The organism is Microbacterium sp. UBA1097, from assembly GCF_002313585.1.
GTDB lineage: Bacteria > Actinomycetota > Actinomycetes > Actinomycetales > Microbacteriaceae > Microbacterium.
Genome location: NZ_DCBW01000062.1, coordinates 19724 through 37289, shown reverse-complemented (window position 1 = coordinate 37289; position 17566 = coordinate 19724). Strand labels below are relative to the sequence as shown.

The following is a 17566-nucleotide window of genomic DNA, read 5'->3' as shown; positions in this document are numbered from 1 at the left end:
GGAACCCGCCGTTTCACCGGGGTGCTGCGATCGACGAGACGATCGCCCGGCACCTGTTCGCCGATGCAGCTCGCGTGCTGCGCCCGGGTGGCGAACTGTGGACCGTCTGGAATTCGGTCCTCCGCTACCGCCCGTCGCTCGAGAAACTCGTCGGCCCGACCCGTCAGATCGCCCGCACCCCGAAGTTCACGGTCACGGCCTCGACACGTCGCTGAGTGGCCGCCTCAAGAGGTTCCAGCCCTCAGCTCTCCGGCTCGGTCGGCGGCGGCGCCAGCGAACGGATCGTATGTCCGGCCTCCCTCGACAATCTCACGGTTGAGCGCGGTGAGTCGGCTCACGATCTGCTCGGGGTCCTGCGCCACCGACTTCGGCCACCCGTACGCAGCGGCGACAGCCTCATCGAGGCTGCGGTGGAGGGCGGCGAGATCGGCGAAACCACCCTCATCCATGAGGTTGTACAGCTTCGTGAGGCCCATGCTGTGATCGATACAGAGTTCGCTTCGACGGTCGTAGAGCGCGCGGGATGCGGCAGCAATCGCCTCCCGCTGCTCGGGCGTGACGGGATCCGGCCACGGGAAGGTATCGAACACAGCGGCGTTCGTGTAGCGGAGGCGCGTCTCGAGTGTCGAAGATTGCGCCCTCGCCCATGCTTCGTGTGCGCTGGATAGCAGGACGCCCATTGAGTAATCATCATCGAACGCGAACACGACGACCGCGTTGTTCGGAACCACCGTCCGTTCTGCCCAGGCAAGCAGCAGTCGCTTGCCCGTTGCCGCCGCCGCGGCGTATCTACGAAGCGGTGCAATCGCCGCCCGCATGTCCTCCACACGTCGACCAAAGAGCCACCATCGACGTTCGACGGCACGGTTTGTCGAAGTCTCGCGCTCGATCTTGACCGACGAGCGGAGGATGTCGACAGCGGCGGGAAAGGTGAGAGCGCGCTCGAGTGGCAGAGAACCGAAGTCGATGACCCATCGAGACGGTGCCTGCCTGACGTCTTCCGCGATGTCGGCGCCCGTAAGGAATCGACGAACGACCTGCTCGTAGGCGGCGTCATCCGAAGCCAAGAGCGCGCTCGCCACCGAGTCGTCAAGGAGGAATCCCTTGCCCTGCGGAACTACTCCGGCAAAGCAACGCCCTCTGTTCTCAGCGATCGAGCCGACCTCGAGACCTGCCGCGTCACCGGCGCGCAGGTTCGGTGCGATCCCAGATACGACCTGGTCGTCAAGGGTGAAATCTGTAGGGTTCCGAGACGGCGATTTCACCCAATTCACGATACTGACGTGGACTTTCGCGTCCCCCGGCCACTTCTGCGAGGAGACCGCATCGGTGATCACCCCACCAGTCGAGGCAATGTAGGCAAGCGATGCCAGACGTCCGGTTGTCTGGCTGATCGAGTTCGTTCCCACGAGTCCCGCCCGCTGTTCAGGCTGAAGATGCTCGTGAGCGCGCCGGAACCAGTACACGCAGAGATCCTTGACCCCAACGCCGAACTGACGGACGAGCCAATCCACGTAGTCGTCACCAAGGCTGGGGCGTAAGAGCTTAGCTCCCAGAAACGGCGGGTTGCCGATGATCGCATCCACCTCGGGCCAGTCGGTCTGCAGCGCGTCGGCCTGCGCGATGCGGGAGAGGTCGACGAGCGGCAGCACGGGCTCAGCCTCGCCGTACCGTTCGATCATCTGCCGGTGCCCCATCCAGAGCGTGACCCTCGCGATCATGACGGCGACCCGCTCGATGTCGATGCCGAAGAGGTTCGACAGCGGGTAGAAGGGCAGCGTGCCGGTGGGAGGCGGGGCACCGGTTTCGGCGGCGAGGCGATTGATGCGCTGCTTGAGATCGAATTCGAGTCCGCGCAGCTCGCGATACGCGACGTACAAGAAGTTGCCGCACCCGCAGGCGGGATCAAGAACGCGGAAGGCGCATAGCTCGTCCAGAAGCGCGACCGCCTCCGTCACCGACGCGGTCGTCTCGATCCGCTCACGCCAGGGGCGCACGATCGTCGGCGCAACGATCTTCATGATGTCGGCCTCGTGCGTGTAGTGCGCGCCGATCTCGGAGCGGCGGTCATCGCCGAGCACTCCTTCGAGGAGCGAACCGAAGATTGTCGGGTTGACCTCGCGCCAGTTGAACTCGGCGGCCTGCTTCAGATGAAGAAGTTCCGCTCGATCAAGGTAGACGGCGGCAGGCCTGGCGAACAGGTCACCGTTGACGTATCGCGTACCCGCGAAGCGACCCTTCCGGTTGTGGTCGCCTTTTTGATTGAGCAGCTGGAAAAGATAGCCGATCTCCTTCGCGGAGTCGGGATCGTCTTCCTTGAGCAGCGCCTCGACGGTCGCCTGCAGCGGATACCCCTCGAGCATCCCGAGATCTTCAGCGAAGAGACACCAGACCAACTGCATGGTGAAGCGCTGGATCTCATCGACCGGGGCCGCCGATCGGTCGAGCATCGAGCGATAGAGCTCTGCGACGTGACGCGCGGCATCCTCGGTCAGTTCACGTCGATGCTCGCTGAAGACCGGCTCCAACGACTCGTTTTGGAGGAACAGCAGGGCGTCGTAGTGCTCGGGAAGCTCCGCGAGCGTGAACCGCGAACGCGGTCGGTTCGGGAAACGACCCGGCTCCCAGATTTCGAACTCCTGGAAGTTGCAGAGCACGACCCACCGGGCAGCCGGCGTGTCGGTGGCGGGATCACTCGACTCGCGCCAGTACCGATCGCGTTGATCGGCGGCTTTCTCCAGGGCGATGCCGGGAGCCTTCATCTCGACGATCATGATGCCCGGCCAGTGCAGGTCCATGAAGCCCGCAGAACTGCGAAAATCTTCGAACCGCGCACCAACGGACTGGCGATCCGAGCCGTACGCAGCGAACAACTCGTTCAGAAAGGTCTGAGCCTCTGCCCGCTCCGAGCCGGAATACCCCGACCATCGACGCACGAACTCGGTAAGTGCTCGCTGAAGCTCCGCGCCGCTGCGGACCGCATCCGCCACCGCTCAGAACATCCGAGTCTTGTTCGGCACGCTGAAGTAGGTCTGCTGAACGAACCGCTTGCGCTCGGCCTGGAGTGCGTCAACCAGATCCTTCGTGGCTGCCTCTGCGTTCGGGTGAGCACCCGATTTGCGGATGCGCTCGAGCGCCTTACGCGCGCGCTCGAGCGCATAGTCGAGGTTCGTCAGCACATCCGACACCTCACCCATGGCCTGCTCACGCGCCCGCTCCTCGGCGGCCACACTGTCGGTCATCTGCTGTGCCATCTCGTCCCCTTCCGATGCGGCGTGAGCTTCACGGTATGCCGCGCCTGCGACGTCGTCAGACGCCGACGCAGGATCTGTGGACATCACCGTTTCTCCACAGCCGGATCTAGAAGTCCCAGTCCTCGTCCTCGGTCGCGACAGCCTTGCCGATGACGTACGAGGAGCCCGACCCCGAGAAGAAGTCGTGGTTCTCGTCGGCGTTCGGCGACAGGGCCGACAGGATCGCGGGGTTCACGTTCGTGACCGACTCGGGGAACATCGCCTCGTAGCCGAGGTTCATGAGCGCCTTGTTCGCGTTGTAGTGCAGGAACTTCTTCACGTCTTCGGTCAGGCCGACGCCGTCGTAGAGGTCCTGCGTGTACTGCACCTCGTTGTCGTAGAGCTCGTACAGCAGCGAGAACGTGTAGTCCTTGATGTCCTGACGCTTGGCTTCGTCGACCCGCTCGAGCCCCTTCTGGAACTTGTAGCCGATGTAGTACCCGTGCACTGCCTCGTCACGAATGATGAGGCGGATGAGGTCGGCAGTGTTGGTGAGCTTCGCACGGCTCGACCAGTGCATGGGCAGGTAGAAGCCCGAGTAGAACAGGAACGACTCCAGCAGGGTCGAAGCGACCTTGCGCTTGAGCGGCTCGTCGCCCCGGTAGTACTCCATGACGATCTGCGCCTTGCGCTGCAGGTTCGGGTTCTCGACAGACCAGCGGAACGCCTCGTCGATCTCCTTCGTCGAGCACAGCGTCGAGAAGATCGACGAGTAGCTCTTCGCGTGCACCGACTCCATGAACGCGATGTTCGTGTACACCGCCTCTTCGTGCGGCGTGATCGCGTCGGGAATCAGCGACACAGCGCCGACCGTGCCCTGGATCGTGTCCAGGAGCGTGAGACCGGTGAACACCCGCATCGTGAGGGTCTGCTCCTCGGGCGTGAGCGTGTTCCACGACTGCACGTCGTTGGAGAGGGGCACCTTCTCGGGCAACCAGAAGTTGTTCACGAGACGGTTCCAGACCTCGACATCCTTCTCGTCCTGGATACGGTTCCAGTTGATCGCCTGGACATGATCGATCAGCTTCAGCTTCTCAGCCACGACTCTCTCCTTGCTCAGCCGTACGATCAGCGTCGTCCCGGCAATGTTGACACGATTCTTTAACCACGCCCTTGTTGGTGTGGTACCTGGTGTGCGCGCTTCGCACGCTGGAGGGCATGGGCCGCCCTTTGAGTGCTGCAGATCGTTTTGCGCGCGTTTCCTCACTCGCGGTCTTCCCATAGTTCGGGTTCAACGGGCCACGCCGCATCTCCGAGAGCCGCCTGCGCGACTCCGGCGACATCGTGTGGCCGAACGACGGGTGATCGCTTCCGAATTTTCCGTAGTTCGGGTTCAGCGGCCCCGCATTCATGCCCTTCCGCTGCTCAGACCACAGAGCTTTCTGCTCGTCCGAGTGCGACGCCCCCCATCGTGGATGATCAGGACCGCTGAGATAGCTCGGATTTCGGCGACCGCGCGATCGTTCGGAGGCCGCCGCCCTCTGTTCGGCTGTCCACCGATAGCCATGATTGCCACGCCCGCCATCGTTGAGGTTGAGGAGCCGATGACCCTCCTCGCGCAGCATGCGAATCCAATCCTGTTCGGCCCGACTCAAGTCTTCGAGGTCGCTGAGGACAAGCTCAAGCGACTGGAAGTGAACCATCTCGCGATCCGGCTGCTTGCGCAGCCAATCCGCAAAGGCCGTCTTCCGCCCTCTGGCGGCGAGCTTGAAGTGTTCGGACTTCCGCCGCACGAGCGTCTTCGTTGTGAGGCCTACGTAGCGGTACTCCACGTCACCCAGCAGGCGAACGCCGTAGACGTGACCCATGAACGGCTGCCACCCGCCCTCCATCATCAGTGTCCTCTCACCGATCCAGAAGAACTAGAGCATGCACGAGACGCAGCCATCGACGGTCGTGCCCTCGAGGGCCATCTGACGCAGACGGATGTAGTAAATGGTCTTGATGCCCTTCTTCCAGGCGTAGATCTGTGCCCGGTTGATGTCACGAGTGGTCGCGGTGTCCTTGAAGAACAACGTCAGAGACAGGCCCTGGTCGACGTGCTGCGTGGCAGCGGCGTAGGTGTCGATGACCTTCTCGTAACCGATCTCGTAGGCATCCTGGTAGTACTCCAGGTTGTCATTGGTCATGAACGGCGCCGGGTAGTAGACGCGGCCGAGCTTGCCTTCCTTGCGGATCTCGATCTTCGAGGCGATCGGGTGGATCGAGCTCGTCGAGTTGTTGATGTACGAGATCGAGCCTGTCGGGGGCACGGCCTGCAGGTTCTGGTTGTAGATGCCGTGCGCCTGCACCGACGCCTTCAGCTCACGCCAGTCATCCTGCGTGGGAATGTGGTGGCCGGCGAACAGCTCGCGCACCCGCTCGGTCTGGGGCACCCACTCCTGCTCGGTGTACTTGTCGAAGAACTCCCCCGACGCGTAGGTCGAGTCGGCGAAGCCTTCGAAAGCCGTCCCCCGCTCGATGGCGAGCTTGTTCGAGGCCCGCAGTGCGTGGAACAGCACCGTGTAGAAGTAGATGTTCGTGAAGTCGATGCCCTCTTCGGAGCCGTAGTGGACGTGCTCGCGAGCGAGGTAGCCGTGCAGGTTCATCTGGCCGAGGCCGATCGCGTGGGAGCGGTCGTTGCCATCCTCGATCGAACGCACCGACGAGATGTGGCTCTGGTCGCTGACTGCGGTCAGCGCACGGATGGCGGTGTCCACCGTGCGACCCAGGTCGCCGCCATCCATCGCCAGCGCGATGTTCATCGACCCGAGGTTGCAGGAGATGTCCTTGCCGATCTGGTCGTACGAGAGGTCCTCGTTGTAGGTCGTCGGGGTGTTGACCTGCAGAATCTCGGAGCACAGGTTCGACATGTTGATCCGGCCCTTGATGGGATTGGCCCGGTTCACGGTGTCCTCGAACATGATGTACGGGTAGCCCGACTCGAACTGGATCTCGGCGAGCGTCTGGAAGAACTCACGCGCGTTGATCTTGCTCTTCTTGATGCGCGGGTCATCGACCATCTCGCGGTACTTCTCGGTGACCGAGATGTCGCCGAACGGCACGCCGTAGACGCGCTCGACGTCGTACGGCGAGAAGAGGTACATGTCCTCGCCGTTCTTGGCCAGCTCGAACGTGATGTCGGGAACGACGACCCCGAGCGACAGCGTCTTGATGCGGATCTTCTCGTCGGCGTTCTCGCGCTTGGTGTCGAGGAACTTCAGGATGTCGGGGTGGTGAGCAGACAGGTAGACCGCGCCCGCTCCCTGACGGGCACCAAGCTGGTTGGCGTAGCTGAAGCTGTCTTCGAGAAGCTTCATGACGGGGATGATGCCGCTGGACTGATTCTCGATCTGCTTGATCGGCGCACCCGCCTCGCGGATGTTCGAGAGCAGCAGGGCGACTCCGCCGCCGCGCTTGCTCAGTTGCAGCGCGGAGTTGATGCCGCGGGCGATCGACTCCATGTTGTCTTCGATGCGCAGCAGGAAGCACGAGACGAGCTCACCGCGCTGGGCCTTGCCGGTGTTCAGGAACGTCGGGGTCGCAGGCTGGAAACGGCCCGAGATGATCTCGTCTACCAGCTGGGTGGCCAGAGCCTCGTCGCCGTCGGCAAGGCCGAGCGCGGTCATCACGACGCGGTCCTCGAAGCGCTCGAGGTAGCGCTTTCCGTCGAAGGTCTTGAGCGTGTAGCTCGTGTAGTACTTGAACGCGCCGAGGAAGGTTTCGAAGCGGAACTTCTTCTCGAACGCGTGGTCGTGCAGCGACGAGATGAAATCGAACGAGTACTTCTCGAGCACGGCGGGCTCGTAGTACTGCTTGTCGACCAGGTAGTCGAGCTTCTCCTTCAGCGAGTGGAAGAAGACGGTGTTCTGGTTGACGTGCTGCAGGAAGTACTCCCGCGCAGCGCGCTTGTCGGCGTCGAACTGGATCTTCCCGTCCGGACCGTACAGATTCAGCATCGCGTTGAGCGCGTGATAGTCCAGCCCGTCAAATCGGGTCTCGGTCTTAAATGCCGTGTCTGTCACTGCAGCTTCCACCATCGTTCCAATCCTTCGCTTACGCGTGTGACGTCTTCTGACGTGCCGAACAGTTCGAGCCGGTACAAGTGCGGCACGTGACACTTGCGGCTGATGATGTCGCCGGCTGCGCAGAAAGCGTCGCCGAAGTTGGTGTTTCCCGCGGCGATGACACCGCGGATGAGGGTTCGGTTCTGCTCGACGTTGAGGAACCGGATGACTTGCTTGGGGACCGCACCCCGCTCCTCGTCCCGGCCCTGGCCTCCCCCGTAGGTGGGGGTCACCAGGACGAAGGGCTCATCCACGAGGAGCATCGGCTCGGATGCGAAGAGCGGGATGCGCTCTGCGCGCAGTCCCAACTTCTCGATGAAGCGCGCCGTGTTCTGCGAAACGCTCGAGAAGTACACGAGCAACGGCGTCTCTGTCGCGATCGCCGTGCTCATGGCTCAGGCGAGGCGCGACGCGAGCTCGTCGATCTTGTCGGGACGGAAGCCCGACCAGTGGTCCTCGTCGGTGATGACGACGGGGGCCTGGAGGTAGCCCAGCGCCTTGACCTGCTCGAGGGCCGCGGGGTCCTGCGAGAGGTCGAGAACGTTGTAGTCGATGCCCTTGGAGTCCAGCGCGCGGTAGGTAGCAGTGCACTGCACGCAGGCGGGCTTGGTGTAGACCGTGATCGCCATGTTAGATCCGTTGTCCCCTCAAAATCCTTCGTCGAACCGGCAGCTCCCCCACCGGGAGTCCAATACTACATATGGGTGCCGACATCAGATAGCACCACAAGGGGTAGTAGTTACATTCGTGTAGTTTTCCACCGCTCTCCTCAGATACAACGCGATTTGTCCACCGTTTCATCCACAGATCGACGAGTCCGCGAAACCTGGGAGAAGCCTGAAATCACGCGGGTCCAGATGCCTCCATCAGGCATCCCTCCACAGCGCGAGGCTACGACGATCCACCGACATCGAATTCGCCTGTGGATTGCGGTCCCGGCGTGTCGCGGCGTGTCGCGGCGTGTCAGTCCGACGGTCACGGCATCCGTTGCGACTCAGCCTGCCTCCGTGCCGATATCGCCGAACCGATTCGGCACGACTATCGTGGGAAGGTGGCGGGTTATGGAGAACTGCTGCGCACTCCGGGGGTCGCGCGCATCATCGCTGCGCAGCTGACGGCGCGGTTCCCGAACGGGATGACGAGCCTGGCGATCCTGCTGCACATCGAGCAGGTCACCGGCTCCTACGGGTCTGCAGGGCTCGTGCTGGCTGCGACCTCTGTCGGGCAGGCGGTTGCGGGTCCGATCACGAGCCGGTGGATGGGCCTGTGGGGCATGCGGCGGGTCCTCACCGTGACTCTCGCGATCTGCGCTGCCGCCATCGCGGGCATCGCGGCCTTCACCCTCCCGCTTCCGGCCTATATGGTGCTGGGGCTCGTCGCGGGCCTCTCCACCCCGCCGGTGCAGGCAGCGGTTCGAACGATCTACCCCAAGATGGTCAACTCGCGACAGGTGACTCCCCTGTACTCGCTGGATGCCTCGCTGCAGGAGATCATCTGGGTCGTCGCTCCCGTGCTCATCACGTTCGTCGCGACGCAGATCGGCACGGTCCAAGCCCTCGCGCTCATCGTCATCGTGCTGCTGGGCGGCGGCGCGTGGTTCATCCTCTCCCCCGAGGTCGGCCGGGTGCGCATCCCTCGCAGTCGGCGCAGCTTCGGAAAGGTGCTCGGCAAGCCCGCGGTGCTGCTGGCAACGGTCGTCGGCTTCCTCTTGATCGGTGCCTGTGCCGCCGTCGAGGTCGGCGTGGTCGCCACCTTCGGACACGAGGGGATCGAGGCGGGCCTTGTGCTTGCCGTCTTCGCCATCGGAAGCCTCGCCGGCGGTCTCTCCTTCGGGCATATCCCGATCGGACCATGGGCGACGGCCAGACGGATGCTGATCGTTGCGGCAGGACTCAGCCTCACGATGATCTCGCTCAACGCCTGGTGGCTGGGCGCGACACTCGCCGTCGCGGGACTCGGTGTAGCGCCAGCACTCGCAGTGATCTTCGCGATGACATCTGCGAGCGTCAAGTTCAGCGAGACCGCCGAGGCCTACGGCTGGATTGGAACCGGACAGCTCATCGGTGCGGCCGCAGGTTCGGCAGTCGCGGGTTTCCTCGTCGACGGCGCGGGCCCCCAGGGCGCCTACCTCGCCGCAGCACTGTTCGCCGCCACCGGCGCGATCGTGGCGATCGTGTTCGTCCGTGGCTTCCCCGACCTGCGCGACCGGGATCCGAGCCCCATCCCCGATACCGAGCCCGTTCCCACGATCACCTGACCCGCGCGTTCACCGCGCGCGCCTACGATGAACCCGTGACCTACACCCGGCTCGCCTGGACTCTTCTTGCCATTGCGCTGCTGATCGTCGCGGTCTTCGAGAGCATTGGTCACGGGTGGGTGACTGCCGGGATCATCATCGTGTTCGCGGTGCTCCCCGACATCGCCCTGATCGGAGCGTTCGGCGACCAGCGCGGCATCCTGCGCCCCGAGCGCGTCGCGTTCTACAACTGGTTGCATCAGGCGTGGATTCCCGCTCTGCTGTTCTTCGTCGGCGGCTCCATGGCATACCTGTGGGAGATGCGGGAGGTCGGACTGCCGCTGTTCTGGTGCGGCATGGGCTGGCTGCTTCACATCGCGCTGGATCGGACTTTCGGGTTCGGGATGCGAGCCCCCGACGGCACGATCATTCCCGTCGGCACGTACGGACCGCGCACGCGCTGAGAGGATGCCGAAACCATGACCAGTCCCCTTGTTCTGCCCCGCCACGGGTGGGGTGACCCGTCATCCTCCCGCCGAGCACTGCTCGTCCACGGTCTGGGATCCACGGGCGCCCTCATGTGGCGTTTCGGCGTAGAGCTGAGCGAGCGCGGCTGGTTTGCCGAGGCCGTCGATCTTCGTGGACACGGGCGCGCCCCGCGGGCGCTGGATTACACGATCGGGGCCTATGCCGCCGATCTGGCGGCCTGCCGCCCGCAGGATGAGACGCCCTGGGATCTGGTTATCGGTCATTCGCTGGGCGGCACGGCAGCAGTCGTTGCTGCAGCGTCGGTCCCGGATTGGACTGACCGCCTCGTGCTCGTCGATCCCGCGATCCAGCTCGATGAGCCGGCCCGTTACGAGATCCGCGAGAGTCAGCAGCGGCAGTTCGACGACCCGAGCGCCGAGGCGGTGCGCGCTGAGCATCCGTCGTGGCATCCGCTGGATATCGAACTGAAGGTGCAAGGCATCCAGGACGTGAGCCGCTGGGCTGTCGAGCAGACGAGCGAACAGAACGAGGAATGGGATGTGCGGCTTCCCACGTTGTCGCTGGATATGCCCATCCACATCATCGCCGGTGACCCCGCGGTCTATGCGCTCTTTCGCGGCGACATCGTCGAGCAGCTCCTGACGCGGCCCTCGATCACGATGTCGGTCGTCGAGGGAGCCGGGCATTCCCCGCACCGCGACGCGCCGGAGGAGACGATGCGGCAGCTGTGGGAGGCACTGGCATGACGACGACGACCACCTTCGACCCGGCATCCGTACTGCCCGATGCGCTGCTCGAGCGGTTCCGTGAGCGCGCCGCACAGCACGATAGCGACAACACCTTCCCGCATGATGACCTGGCAGATCTGACGGATGCCGGATACCTCGCGCTGTTCGCCCCGACGGAGATCGGAGGGGCGGGCCTCGGCCTCGCCGAGGTCTCGCTGCTGCAGCAGCGCCTGGCCACCGCGGCACCGGCTACGGCGCTCGCGATCAATATGCACCTGGTGTGGACGGGTGTCGCGAAGGCGCTTGCCGATCGCGGGGTCGACGATCTGCGCTTCGTTCTCGAAGGCGCGGTAGCCGGCGAGATCTTTGCATTCGGCATCAGCGAAGCGGGCAACGATCTCGTGCTCTTCGGTAGTGACACTGAGGCCGCGCCGCAGCCCGACGGCTCGTATGCCTTCACCGGCACGAAGATCTTCACCTCCCTGGCACCGGTCTGGACACAGCTCGGCCTCCACGGGCTGGATACCACCTCCCCCGACGGCCCGACGATGGTCTATGCCTTCGTCCCCCGGTCCGAAGAGGATGCCGGGCGAATCGCCACCCGCGATGACTGGAACACGCTCGGCATGCGCGCCACACAGTCCCGCACGACACAGCTGCGAGGCGCGACGGCCGCGGCAGACCGTGTCGTGCGCCGTATCCCACCGGGGCCGAACCCTGACCCGATCGTGTTCGGCATCTTCAGCGTCTTCGAGATCCTGCTGGCCTCGGTCTACACCGGAATCGCGCGGCGGGCGCTGGATGTCGCTGTCGCAACCGTCGGGACGCGCCGCTCGAAGAAGACGGGGCTGACTTACAGCCAGGATCCCGACATCCGGTGGCGGATCGCCGATATGGCCCTCGCCTACGACGCGCTGCCCCCGCAGCTGGAGACGCTCAGCCGTGACATCGACACCCTCGTCGACCACGGGCCGCGGTGGTTCTCGCTCCTGTCGGGCGTGAAGCACCGCGCCGTCACGATGGCCAAGGCGGTCGTCGATGACGCGATTCTCGTGGCTGGCGGGTCGAGCTACTTCGCCGGCAGTGAGCTCAGCCGGCTGTACCGCGATGTGCTCGCCGGGATGTTCCACCCGTCCGACCCGGAATCGGCCCACTCCACCGTCGCCACGGCATGGCTCGGCCCGGTCGGCTGATCCCCTAGCGAGTCCACTTTCTCGATGCAAGGGCGTCGCGCACGCCGATGCGGCGACGTATCGTCGCGCGCATGTTGCCCGCAGACATTCCCCAGACCGACCACCTCCTCGAGCTCGTCGAGATGCGCGGCATCCCGAGCATCACCATCTCGCTGCCCTCATCACCGGTCCCGGCCGACCACGAACGCATCCGCCTCCAGCTTCGCGACCTGATCGATGACGCCGACCGCCAGGCCAAAGAAACGAGTGTCGGGCGCCCCGAGCGAGAGGCAGCGATCGCCCGACTGCGTTCCGTCCTCGACGACGATGACTTCTGGACGCACCAGTCGCGCTCTCTCGTGCTGCTCGCGTCGGCCGAGCGGCTTGAGACCTTCCGACTGGCCAACCGGCTCACCGCGAGGGCGACTGTCTCGGACCGGTTCGACACCGGACCGCTGCTTCGCGCTGTCACTTTCCCGCGTCGCGCCTTCGTGGTGCAGATCTCCCGGGGCGGAGCTCGCCTGACCGAATTCGGCGCCGATCACGGGCTCGCCGAGCGCGACCTTTCGTTGCCGAGTGATCACGGGCTGATTCTCGAAGAGGCAGATAACGGCGGCCATGCCGACTTCCCGCGGCCGCAGGGCTCGACCGGCGACAGGCTCGAGCGTGAGCGCTTCTGCCGGGTCGTGCAAGACGAGGTGGTCCGCATCGTGCCGCGGGACGTCCCCGTCATCCTGTGCGTTTCGACAGACCTCGAGCCCGCGTACCGCGCCGTCAACACGCATCCAGCACTCCTCGAGCCCGCGATCGATGCGCACCCGGACTCCCTCGGCGACGACGACCTCGAAGAACGAGCACGCAGCATTCTCGACCGGCACGAAGAGGACGTCCTCGCAGCCTGGCGGGAGCGGTTCGGATCACTCGAGGCTCAGGGGCTGGCCACCACCAGCCTCGATGACGTCGCCGTTGCCGCCTCGAACGCCGCCATCGATGAGCTGCTGTTCGATCTCGAATCCGAGACGGAAGGCACGATCGATGACAGAGGCCGCCTTGAGCGAGCGGAAACGCCTGGGCCGGATTCAACGGTTCTGGTCGACGAGATCGCGGCCCGCGTCCTGCGCACGGGAGGCACGGTACGCGCCGCCCGAGGTGACGACATGATCGCCGGGTCACCGGTTGCAGCGACCCTTCGGTTCCCGCTCGATCAGATGGCTACCTGATCTGCTCACGCAACTCCGCGTCGAAAGAGTGCGCCGTGTGAAGATGTGGAGATGGCTCACACGCCGACCGCTTCGCTGAGCCCCGCTGACCAGGAGCGTCGGCGGGGCCTGCGCACGATGAAGTCCGTGGCCCTCGGCGCACTGCTGCTCATGGCGGCCCTGTTCCTCGTCGGGTTCATCGGCCAGCAGCAGGTCCCCGCGCTCGCGTACCTGCGCGCGGCAGCCGAGGGCGGCATGGTCGGAGCTCTCGCGGATTGGTTCGCCGTGACAGCACTGTTTCGGCATCCGTTGGGAATCCCCATTCCCCATACCGCGATCATCCCCCGCCGTAAGGACGAGATCGGCCAGTCGCTCGGAGAGTTCGTCGAGACGAACTTCCTCGCGGCGGACGTCGTGCGCACGAAGCTCGAATCGACCTCCATCGCCGCCCGCCTCGGTGCCTGGCTAAGCGATCCCGACCACGCGGCGCGCGTCGGCTCGGAGGCGGCTGCCATGGGATCCGGCGTCCTTCGTGCGCTCAGCGACGACGACGCGCAGGAGGTCATCACAGCCCTCGCGCGCGAGCACCTCATCGTGCCGGAATGGTCGCCGGCGATCGGCGAATGGCTCGGCCGCATCGTCGACGCCGACGCCCACCGCACCGCCGTGGATCTCGCCGCCGAGAACATCGACGAGTGGCTCGCCAACAACCGGGATGCCTTCACGGGCCTCGTCTCGGGGCGCCTTCCCTCGTGGGTGCCGAGCATCGCCGCGCGCCTCGTCGACGAGACCGTCTATTCCGAGGCCGTCACCTTCGTGCGGGCGGTACGGACGAATCCCGATCATCCCGCGCGCGCCGCGATCACGGCGTACCTCGCCCGCCTGTCAGAGAGCATGCAGCACGACCCGCAGACGATCGGGCGGTTCGAGGACGCGAAGCTCGCCGTCTTCGACAGCCCGCGTGTCCGCGACCTTGCCACGCACGCCTGGAGCACTGCGAAGACCGGGCTCCTCGATGCCCTGGCTGATCCGCGAAGCGGCCTGCGCACCCAGATCGACAGTGCACTGCGCGATATCGGTGAGCGACTCGCGCGCGAACCCGAGTTGCAACGCCGCGTCGACACCTGGGTGACGGATGCCGCGGTCTTCCTCGTCGACCGGTATCGGCACGACATCGCATCCCTCATCACCGACACGGTGGAGCGGTGGGACCCCGCCGAGACGACCGAGAAGATCGAACTCATGGTGGGGCGAGACCTGCAGTACATCCGCCTCAACGGCACGATCGTCGGCGCGCTTGCGGGCCTGGTGATCTACACGATCGCTCACGCCCTGTTCGGCTGAGAGCGGCGTGCCAGGGTCGTGATCAGACGACGCTGATGACCGTTCCGCCGGTGAGATCGACCAACTGCGGGAACGTCAGCGGAAACACCGTGTGCGGTGTGCCGCCGGCTGCCCAGATCTCGGGGAACGCGGCGAGGTCTTCGTCCACGATCGTCACCAGCGGCGCCGGATGCCCCGTCGGCGCGACCCCGCCGATCGCCTGGCCCGTCGCCTGACGCACCTGGTCGGGCGTGGCTCGGATGATCGAGGTCCGACCGAGCCGGGTAGCCAACGCTTTCGTATCGACGCGGTGGGCGCCGCTGGTCATCACGAGTAGCGGCTCGCCGTCGGACCAGAAGACAAGGCTGTTGGCAATAGCCCCCACCTCGACTCCGAGCGCCTCAGCGGCGAGGGCGGCCGTGGAGGCGGCATCCGGCAGCACAACGATGTCGCCGGGGATCCCCGCCGCCCGGATCGCATCGTGGACGAGCCGGCTGCGGGCGGGAAGGTGATCGGACATGGTCTGAGCCTAGAGCCGGGTCAAGACCGTGGCGAAACCCGCTCTCTGACGACAGCGTGGATGCATGGTCATCGCGTTCGGGGTCGTGCTGCTGCTTGCCATCCTCATCTCCGGGATCGCCCACCGCACGGTGCTCTCCACGGCGGTGCTCTTCCTCATCGCGGGGTTCCTGCTGGGCGAGGGGATGCTGGGTCGCCGCCGTTCTCGCTCCGACTGACCCCGTGCTTTCCTCGGCGATCGTCGGACGCGAGGAGATTCCCTGGCGCATCCGGCACCTGCTGAGCGTCGAGTCGGGGCTGAACGACGGTCTCGCGCTGCCGGCGGTGCTCGTGTTCCTGGCGATCGTCGACGGAACCCAGACGGAGTATGGGGCGCTTGCGCTGGAGCTCGTCGGCCGGGTCGCGCTCGGCGTTGCGGTACCCCTCGTGGTGAACCTGCTGATCCGGATCAATTTCCTGCGGGCGACCCCGCTTTACGCGGCGCTGACTCCCGTCGCGATTGCGTGCATCATCTTCGGCGTCAGTTCGCTGACGGGAGCAAACCTCTACCTTGCGGCGTTCTCTGCAGGAATCACGATCGCGAGCGCCATGCCCGAGGTGCGAGACGCCTTCATCGAGTTCGGCGATTACGCAGCCGAGATCGTGAAGCTGCTCGCCCTGTTCGTGTTCGGCGCACTGATCTCGCCCGCGCTGCTCGCGGACGTCAACGGCTGGGGGTACCTCTTCGCCGTTCTCACGCTCGTGGTGGCCCGGCCCGTCGCCGTCGAGACTGCGCTCATCGGAAGCAAGCTGCCCTGGGAAGAGCGAGCGACAGCTGCGTGGTTCGGCCCGAAGGGATTCGCGTCGGTCCTGTACGGGCTCCTCGTGCTCGAGGGCGGACACCCGGACTCCGCGCACCTGTTCCACATCATCGTCGTGGCGATCTCGCTCTCGATCATCGCCCACTCGTCCACCGATGTCCCGATCGCTCGCTGGTTCGCTCGACGCGAGGCGCGCGAACGACAAGCTACGAATTCCTCGGGCTGAGCACCGGCGCACTCGCCGTATGTCCCCGCCGCGATCGTGGGCGGCGGATATCCTGTGCGGATGAGCCTTCTCGGCGGCGGATCAGGCGACGACAAGAACAAGATCACCCCCGCGCGCATCACGATCTGGGTCGTCGTCGCCGGGGTCGGCGTGTACTTGGTCGTCTCGGGCCTGGTCGGCATCCTCTCGGGCGGCAGCTGACACACGCACGGATGCCGCACCTCAGCGACCGGCATCCGTAGGCTTGCCGCGTGGGAGTGTGGCTAGCCGCGCTGAGCGGCCTGATCGGCGGCGGCGCACTGTTCGTCGGCGCCGGCGTCGCGTGGTTCGTCAAGGCGCCGCGGCTGGTCGTCCTGGCGGTCATGGCGTTCGGAGCGGGCGTGCTGATCTCGACGCTCGCGTTCGAGCTCGTGGCTGAAGCCGCTGACGGCGGCGGGATCGTGCCGACCGCTGCCGGGTTCCTCGGCGGCGCGGTCGTCTACATCGTCGCCGACTGGCTCGTCTCGCGCCCCAAGCCCGCTGCAACCGACTCCCGCAACATCGCCAAGCGCCGCGGGAACGGGAAAGCTGCACTCTCAGGCGGCGGCGCGGCGATCGCGATCGGATCGCTCATCGACGGAATCCCCGAGTCCGTCGTTATGGGACTCTCGGTGCTGCAAACAGGAGGCCTCAGCATCCCGATCGTCGCCGCGATCGCCATCAGCAACATCCCCGAGGGGCTCTCGTCCACGGCGGCCTTCAAACAGGATGGGAGCCGCGGACGCACGGTGGCTCTCCTGTGGGGTGGCATCACTGCCGCATCCGTTCTCGCAGCCGTGGTTGGATACCTGGCCCTCCAGACCGCGCCGCCCGAACTCATCGCAATCATTACCAGCGTCGCGGCGGGAGCTCTGCTCGCCATGGTCGCAAACACGATGATCCCGGAAGCATTTGAGCGCCTTCACCTCCTGACGGGGCTATGGGTGACTCTCGGATTCCTGCTCGCGTTCGTCATGCACGAACTCGGCTGACCCCTCGGCTGCGGCGCGGGCCAGCCTCAGCCCTTCCCGCCCGGCGGGCCGATGATCAGCAGGCTCACGTAGAGCACGACGACCGCGGCGGCGATGAGGATGCCGAGCGCCCATGGACGGCGCAGGAACCAGCGCAGCGCGCGGTCATACCAGGCCTGATCACGCGGGTCGTCGGTCTGCTCGAGGCGCCACTGCCCGACCAGCGAACCACGCCTGTGCAGCCAGATCTCGGTGGGGATCGTCGCGTACGGAACTATCGCACTGACGAGACCGACAACCGTCGGCCATGCGCGCCATCTGTTGTTCAGCGCTACGAGGATCACCGTGGCGCCGTAGGACAGAAAGACGAAGCCATGGATGCCGCCACCGATCGTCACGGCGAGCGCCAGCTCGGGATTCACGGCCCGAATGATGAGAGCTGCGATGAGCAGGGTCCACGAAATCGCCTCGAGGATGGCCAGGGTACGGAACAGGGAGAGGGGATGACGGAACACACCTTCAGCATACCTGAAGGAACCCGAGCAC

Annotated in this window: 20 protein-coding genes; 11 read left to right on the top strand and 9 right to left on the bottom strand. The window is 65.2% G+C overall.

Going from position 1 to position 17566, the window contains the following annotated elements; all coding sequences use genetic code 11:
- Positions 1-215, top strand: a 215-nt coding sequence (locus tag B4F19_RS15100; protein ID WP_292736006.1) for a methyltransferase, incomplete at its 5' end; no start/stop codon positions are given.
- A gap of 9 nt (positions 216-224) precedes the next feature.
- On the opposite strand, the gene B4F19_RS15095 is transcribed toward B4F19_RS15100, so the two are convergent.
- From B4F19_RS15095 to nrdH, 7 genes are all read right to left on the bottom strand, one after another.
- Positions 225-2990, bottom strand: a complete 2766-nt coding sequence (locus B4F19_RS15095) for a DNA methyltransferase (protein WP_228176950.1) — start codon at positions 2988-2990, stop codon at positions 225-227.
- A gap of 3 nt (positions 2991-2993) precedes the next feature.
- Complete coding sequence (locus tag B4F19_RS15090; protein ID WP_292736004.1) at positions 2994-3254, bottom strand: hypothetical protein; 261 nt, start codon at positions 3252-3254, stop codon at positions 2994-2996.
- Positions 3255-3360: 106 nt separating this feature from the next.
- A complete protein-coding gene (gene nrdF, locus B4F19_RS15085) occupies positions 3361-4335 on the bottom strand; it encodes a class 1b ribonucleoside-diphosphate reductase subunit beta (protein ID WP_228176948.1) in 975 nt (324 codons plus the stop codon).
- Entirely contained in the window at positions 4328-5101 is a 774-nt protein-coding gene (locus B4F19_RS15080; protein ID WP_228176947.1) for an NUMOD3 domain-containing DNA-binding protein, read from the bottom strand. The genes nrdF and B4F19_RS15080 overlap by 8 nt, the downstream gene beginning before the upstream one ends.
- Before the next feature lie 54 nt (positions 5102-5155).
- Positions 5156-7312: a class 1b ribonucleoside-diphosphate reductase subunit alpha gene (gene nrdE / locus B4F19_RS15075; protein WP_228176946.1), complete on the bottom strand. Its 2157-nt coding sequence runs from the start codon at positions 7310-7312 to the stop codon at positions 5156-5158.
- The gene (gene nrdI, locus B4F19_RS15070) at positions 7294-7731 is read right to left on the bottom strand and encodes a class Ib ribonucleoside-diphosphate reductase assembly flavoprotein NrdI (protein WP_228176945.1); all 438 of its coding nucleotides are present in this window, start codon (positions 7729-7731) and stop codon (positions 7294-7296) included. The genes nrdE and nrdI overlap by 19 nt, the downstream gene beginning before the upstream one ends.
- Positions 7732-7734: 3 nt before the next feature.
- Positions 7735-7968 carry a glutaredoxin-like protein NrdH gene (nrdH, locus tag B4F19_RS15065; protein ID WP_195691937.1) on the bottom strand — a complete coding sequence of 78 codons (234 nt, stop codon included), beginning with the start codon at positions 7966-7968 and terminating at the stop codon, positions 7735-7737.
- Between the two features lie 422 nt (positions 7969-8390).
- Here nrdH and B4F19_RS15060 point away from each other — a divergent pair, with 422 nt between their 5' ends.
- The 6 genes from B4F19_RS15060 to B4F19_RS15035 all read left to right on the top strand — a co-directional run bounded on the left by B4F19_RS15060 (position 8391) and on the right by B4F19_RS15035 (position 14507).
- Positions 8391-9596, top strand: coding sequence for an MFS transporter (locus tag B4F19_RS15060; RefSeq protein ID WP_228176944.1), 1206 nt, complete (start codon positions 8391-8393; stop codon positions 9594-9596).
- 35 nt (positions 9597-9631) lie between these two features.
- Positions 9632-10039, top strand: a complete 408-nt coding sequence (locus tag B4F19_RS15055; RefSeq protein WP_228176943.1) for a DUF4260 family protein — start codon at positions 9632-9634, stop codon at positions 10037-10039.
- Between the two features lie 15 nt (positions 10040-10054).
- Positions 10055-10810: an alpha/beta fold hydrolase gene (locus B4F19_RS15050; protein WP_292729921.1), complete on the top strand. Its 756-nt coding sequence runs from the start codon at positions 10055-10057 to the stop codon at positions 10808-10810.
- Complete coding sequence (locus B4F19_RS15045; RefSeq protein WP_292735999.1) at positions 10807-11985, top strand: acyl-CoA dehydrogenase family protein; 1179 nt, start codon at positions 10807-10809, stop codon at positions 11983-11985. Before B4F19_RS15050 ends, B4F19_RS15045 begins: the two co-directional genes overlap by 4 nt.
- Before the next feature lie 71 nt (positions 11986-12056).
- The gene (locus B4F19_RS15040) at positions 12057-13184 is read left to right on the top strand and encodes a hypothetical protein (protein ID WP_228176940.1); all 1128 of its coding nucleotides are present in this window, start codon (positions 12057-12059) and stop codon (positions 13182-13184) included.
- A 51-nt stretch (positions 13185-13235) separates the two neighbouring features.
- Positions 13236-14507, top strand: a complete 1272-nt coding sequence (locus B4F19_RS15035; protein ID WP_292735996.1) for a DUF445 domain-containing protein — start codon at positions 13236-13238, stop codon at positions 14505-14507.
- Between the two features lie 22 nt (positions 14508-14529).
- Here the strand turns inward: B4F19_RS15035 and B4F19_RS15030 are convergent, their stop codons facing one another.
- Positions 14530-15006, bottom strand: coding sequence for a YbaK/EbsC family protein (locus tag B4F19_RS15030; RefSeq protein ID WP_228176938.1), 477 nt, complete (start codon positions 15004-15006; stop codon positions 14530-14532).
- 64 nt (positions 15007-15070) lie between these two features.
- Between B4F19_RS15030 and B4F19_RS15025 the strand changes: the two genes are divergently transcribed.
- From B4F19_RS15025 to B4F19_RS15010, 4 genes are read left to right on the top strand one after another with little or no spacing between them, the layout of a single operon-like run.
- Complete coding sequence (locus B4F19_RS15025) at positions 15071-15223, top strand: hypothetical protein (RefSeq protein WP_228176937.1); 153 nt, start codon at positions 15071-15073, stop codon at positions 15221-15223.
- A gap of 4 nt (positions 15224-15227) precedes the next feature.
- On the top strand, positions 15228-16031 hold the full coding sequence (locus B4F19_RS15020; RefSeq protein ID WP_228176936.1) for a cation:proton antiporter: 804 nt from the start codon (positions 15228-15230) through the stop codon (positions 16029-16031).
- A gap of 60 nt (positions 16032-16091) precedes the next feature.
- Positions 16092-16232, top strand: coding sequence for a hypothetical protein (locus B4F19_RS15015; protein WP_228176935.1), 141 nt, complete (start codon positions 16092-16094; stop codon positions 16230-16232).
- A gap of 50 nt (positions 16233-16282) precedes the next feature.
- Positions 16283-17041, top strand: a complete 759-nt coding sequence (locus B4F19_RS15010; protein WP_292735993.1) for a ZIP family metal transporter — start codon at positions 16283-16285, stop codon at positions 17039-17041.
- 26 nt (positions 17042-17067) lie between these two features.
- On the opposite strand, the gene B4F19_RS15005 is transcribed toward B4F19_RS15010, so the two are convergent.
- Entirely contained in the window at positions 17068-17535 is a 468-nt protein-coding gene (locus B4F19_RS15005; RefSeq protein WP_292735990.1) for a DUF3817 domain-containing protein, read from the bottom strand.
- Positions 17536-17566 lie beyond the last annotated feature (31 nt).

Bases quoted from the DNA above. Each gene is read 5' to 3' on its own strand.
- B4F19_RS15035 (WP_292735996.1), top strand. From the start codon at position 13,236: ATGGCTCACACGCCGACCGCTTCGCTGAGCCCCGCTGACCAGGAGCGT.
- B4F19_RS15015 (WP_228176935.1), top strand. From the start codon at position 16,092: ATGAGCCTTCTCGGCGGCGGATCAGGCGACGACAAGAACAAGATCACC.
- B4F19_RS15030 (WP_228176938.1), bottom strand. From the start codon at position 15,006: ATGTCCGATCACCTTCCCGCCCGCAGCCGGCTCGTCCACGATGCGATC.
- B4F19_RS15050 (WP_292729921.1), top strand. From the start codon at position 10,055: ATGACCAGTCCCCTTGTTCTGCCCCGCCACGGGTGGGGTGACCCGTCA.
- B4F19_RS15090 (WP_292736004.1), bottom strand. From the start codon at position 3,254: ATGGCACAGCAGATGACCGACAGTGTGGCCGCCGAGGAGCGGGCGCGT.
- nrdI (WP_228176945.1), bottom strand. From the start codon at position 7,731: ATGAGCACGGCGATCGCGACAGAGACGCCGTTGCTCGTGTACTTCTCG.
- B4F19_RS15080 (WP_228176947.1), bottom strand. From the start codon at position 5,101: ATGGGTCACGTCTACGGCGTTCGCCTGCTGGGTGACGTGGAGTACCGC.
- B4F19_RS15045 (WP_292735999.1), top strand. From the start codon at position 10,807: ATGACGACGACGACCACCTTCGACCCGGCATCCGTACTGCCCGATGCG.
- B4F19_RS15025 (WP_228176937.1), top strand. From the start codon at position 15,071: ATGGTCATCGCGTTCGGGGTCGTGCTGCTGCTTGCCATCCTCATCTCC.
- nrdE (WP_228176946.1), bottom strand. From the start codon at position 7,312: ATGGTGGAAGCTGCAGTGACAGACACGGCATTTAAGACCGAGACCCGA.
- B4F19_RS15040 (WP_228176940.1), top strand. From the start codon at position 12,057: ATGTTGCCCGCAGACATTCCCCAGACCGACCACCTCCTCGAGCTCGTC.
- nrdH (WP_195691937.1), bottom strand. From the start codon at position 7,968: ATGGCGATCACGGTCTACACCAAGCCCGCCTGCGTGCAGTGCACTGCT.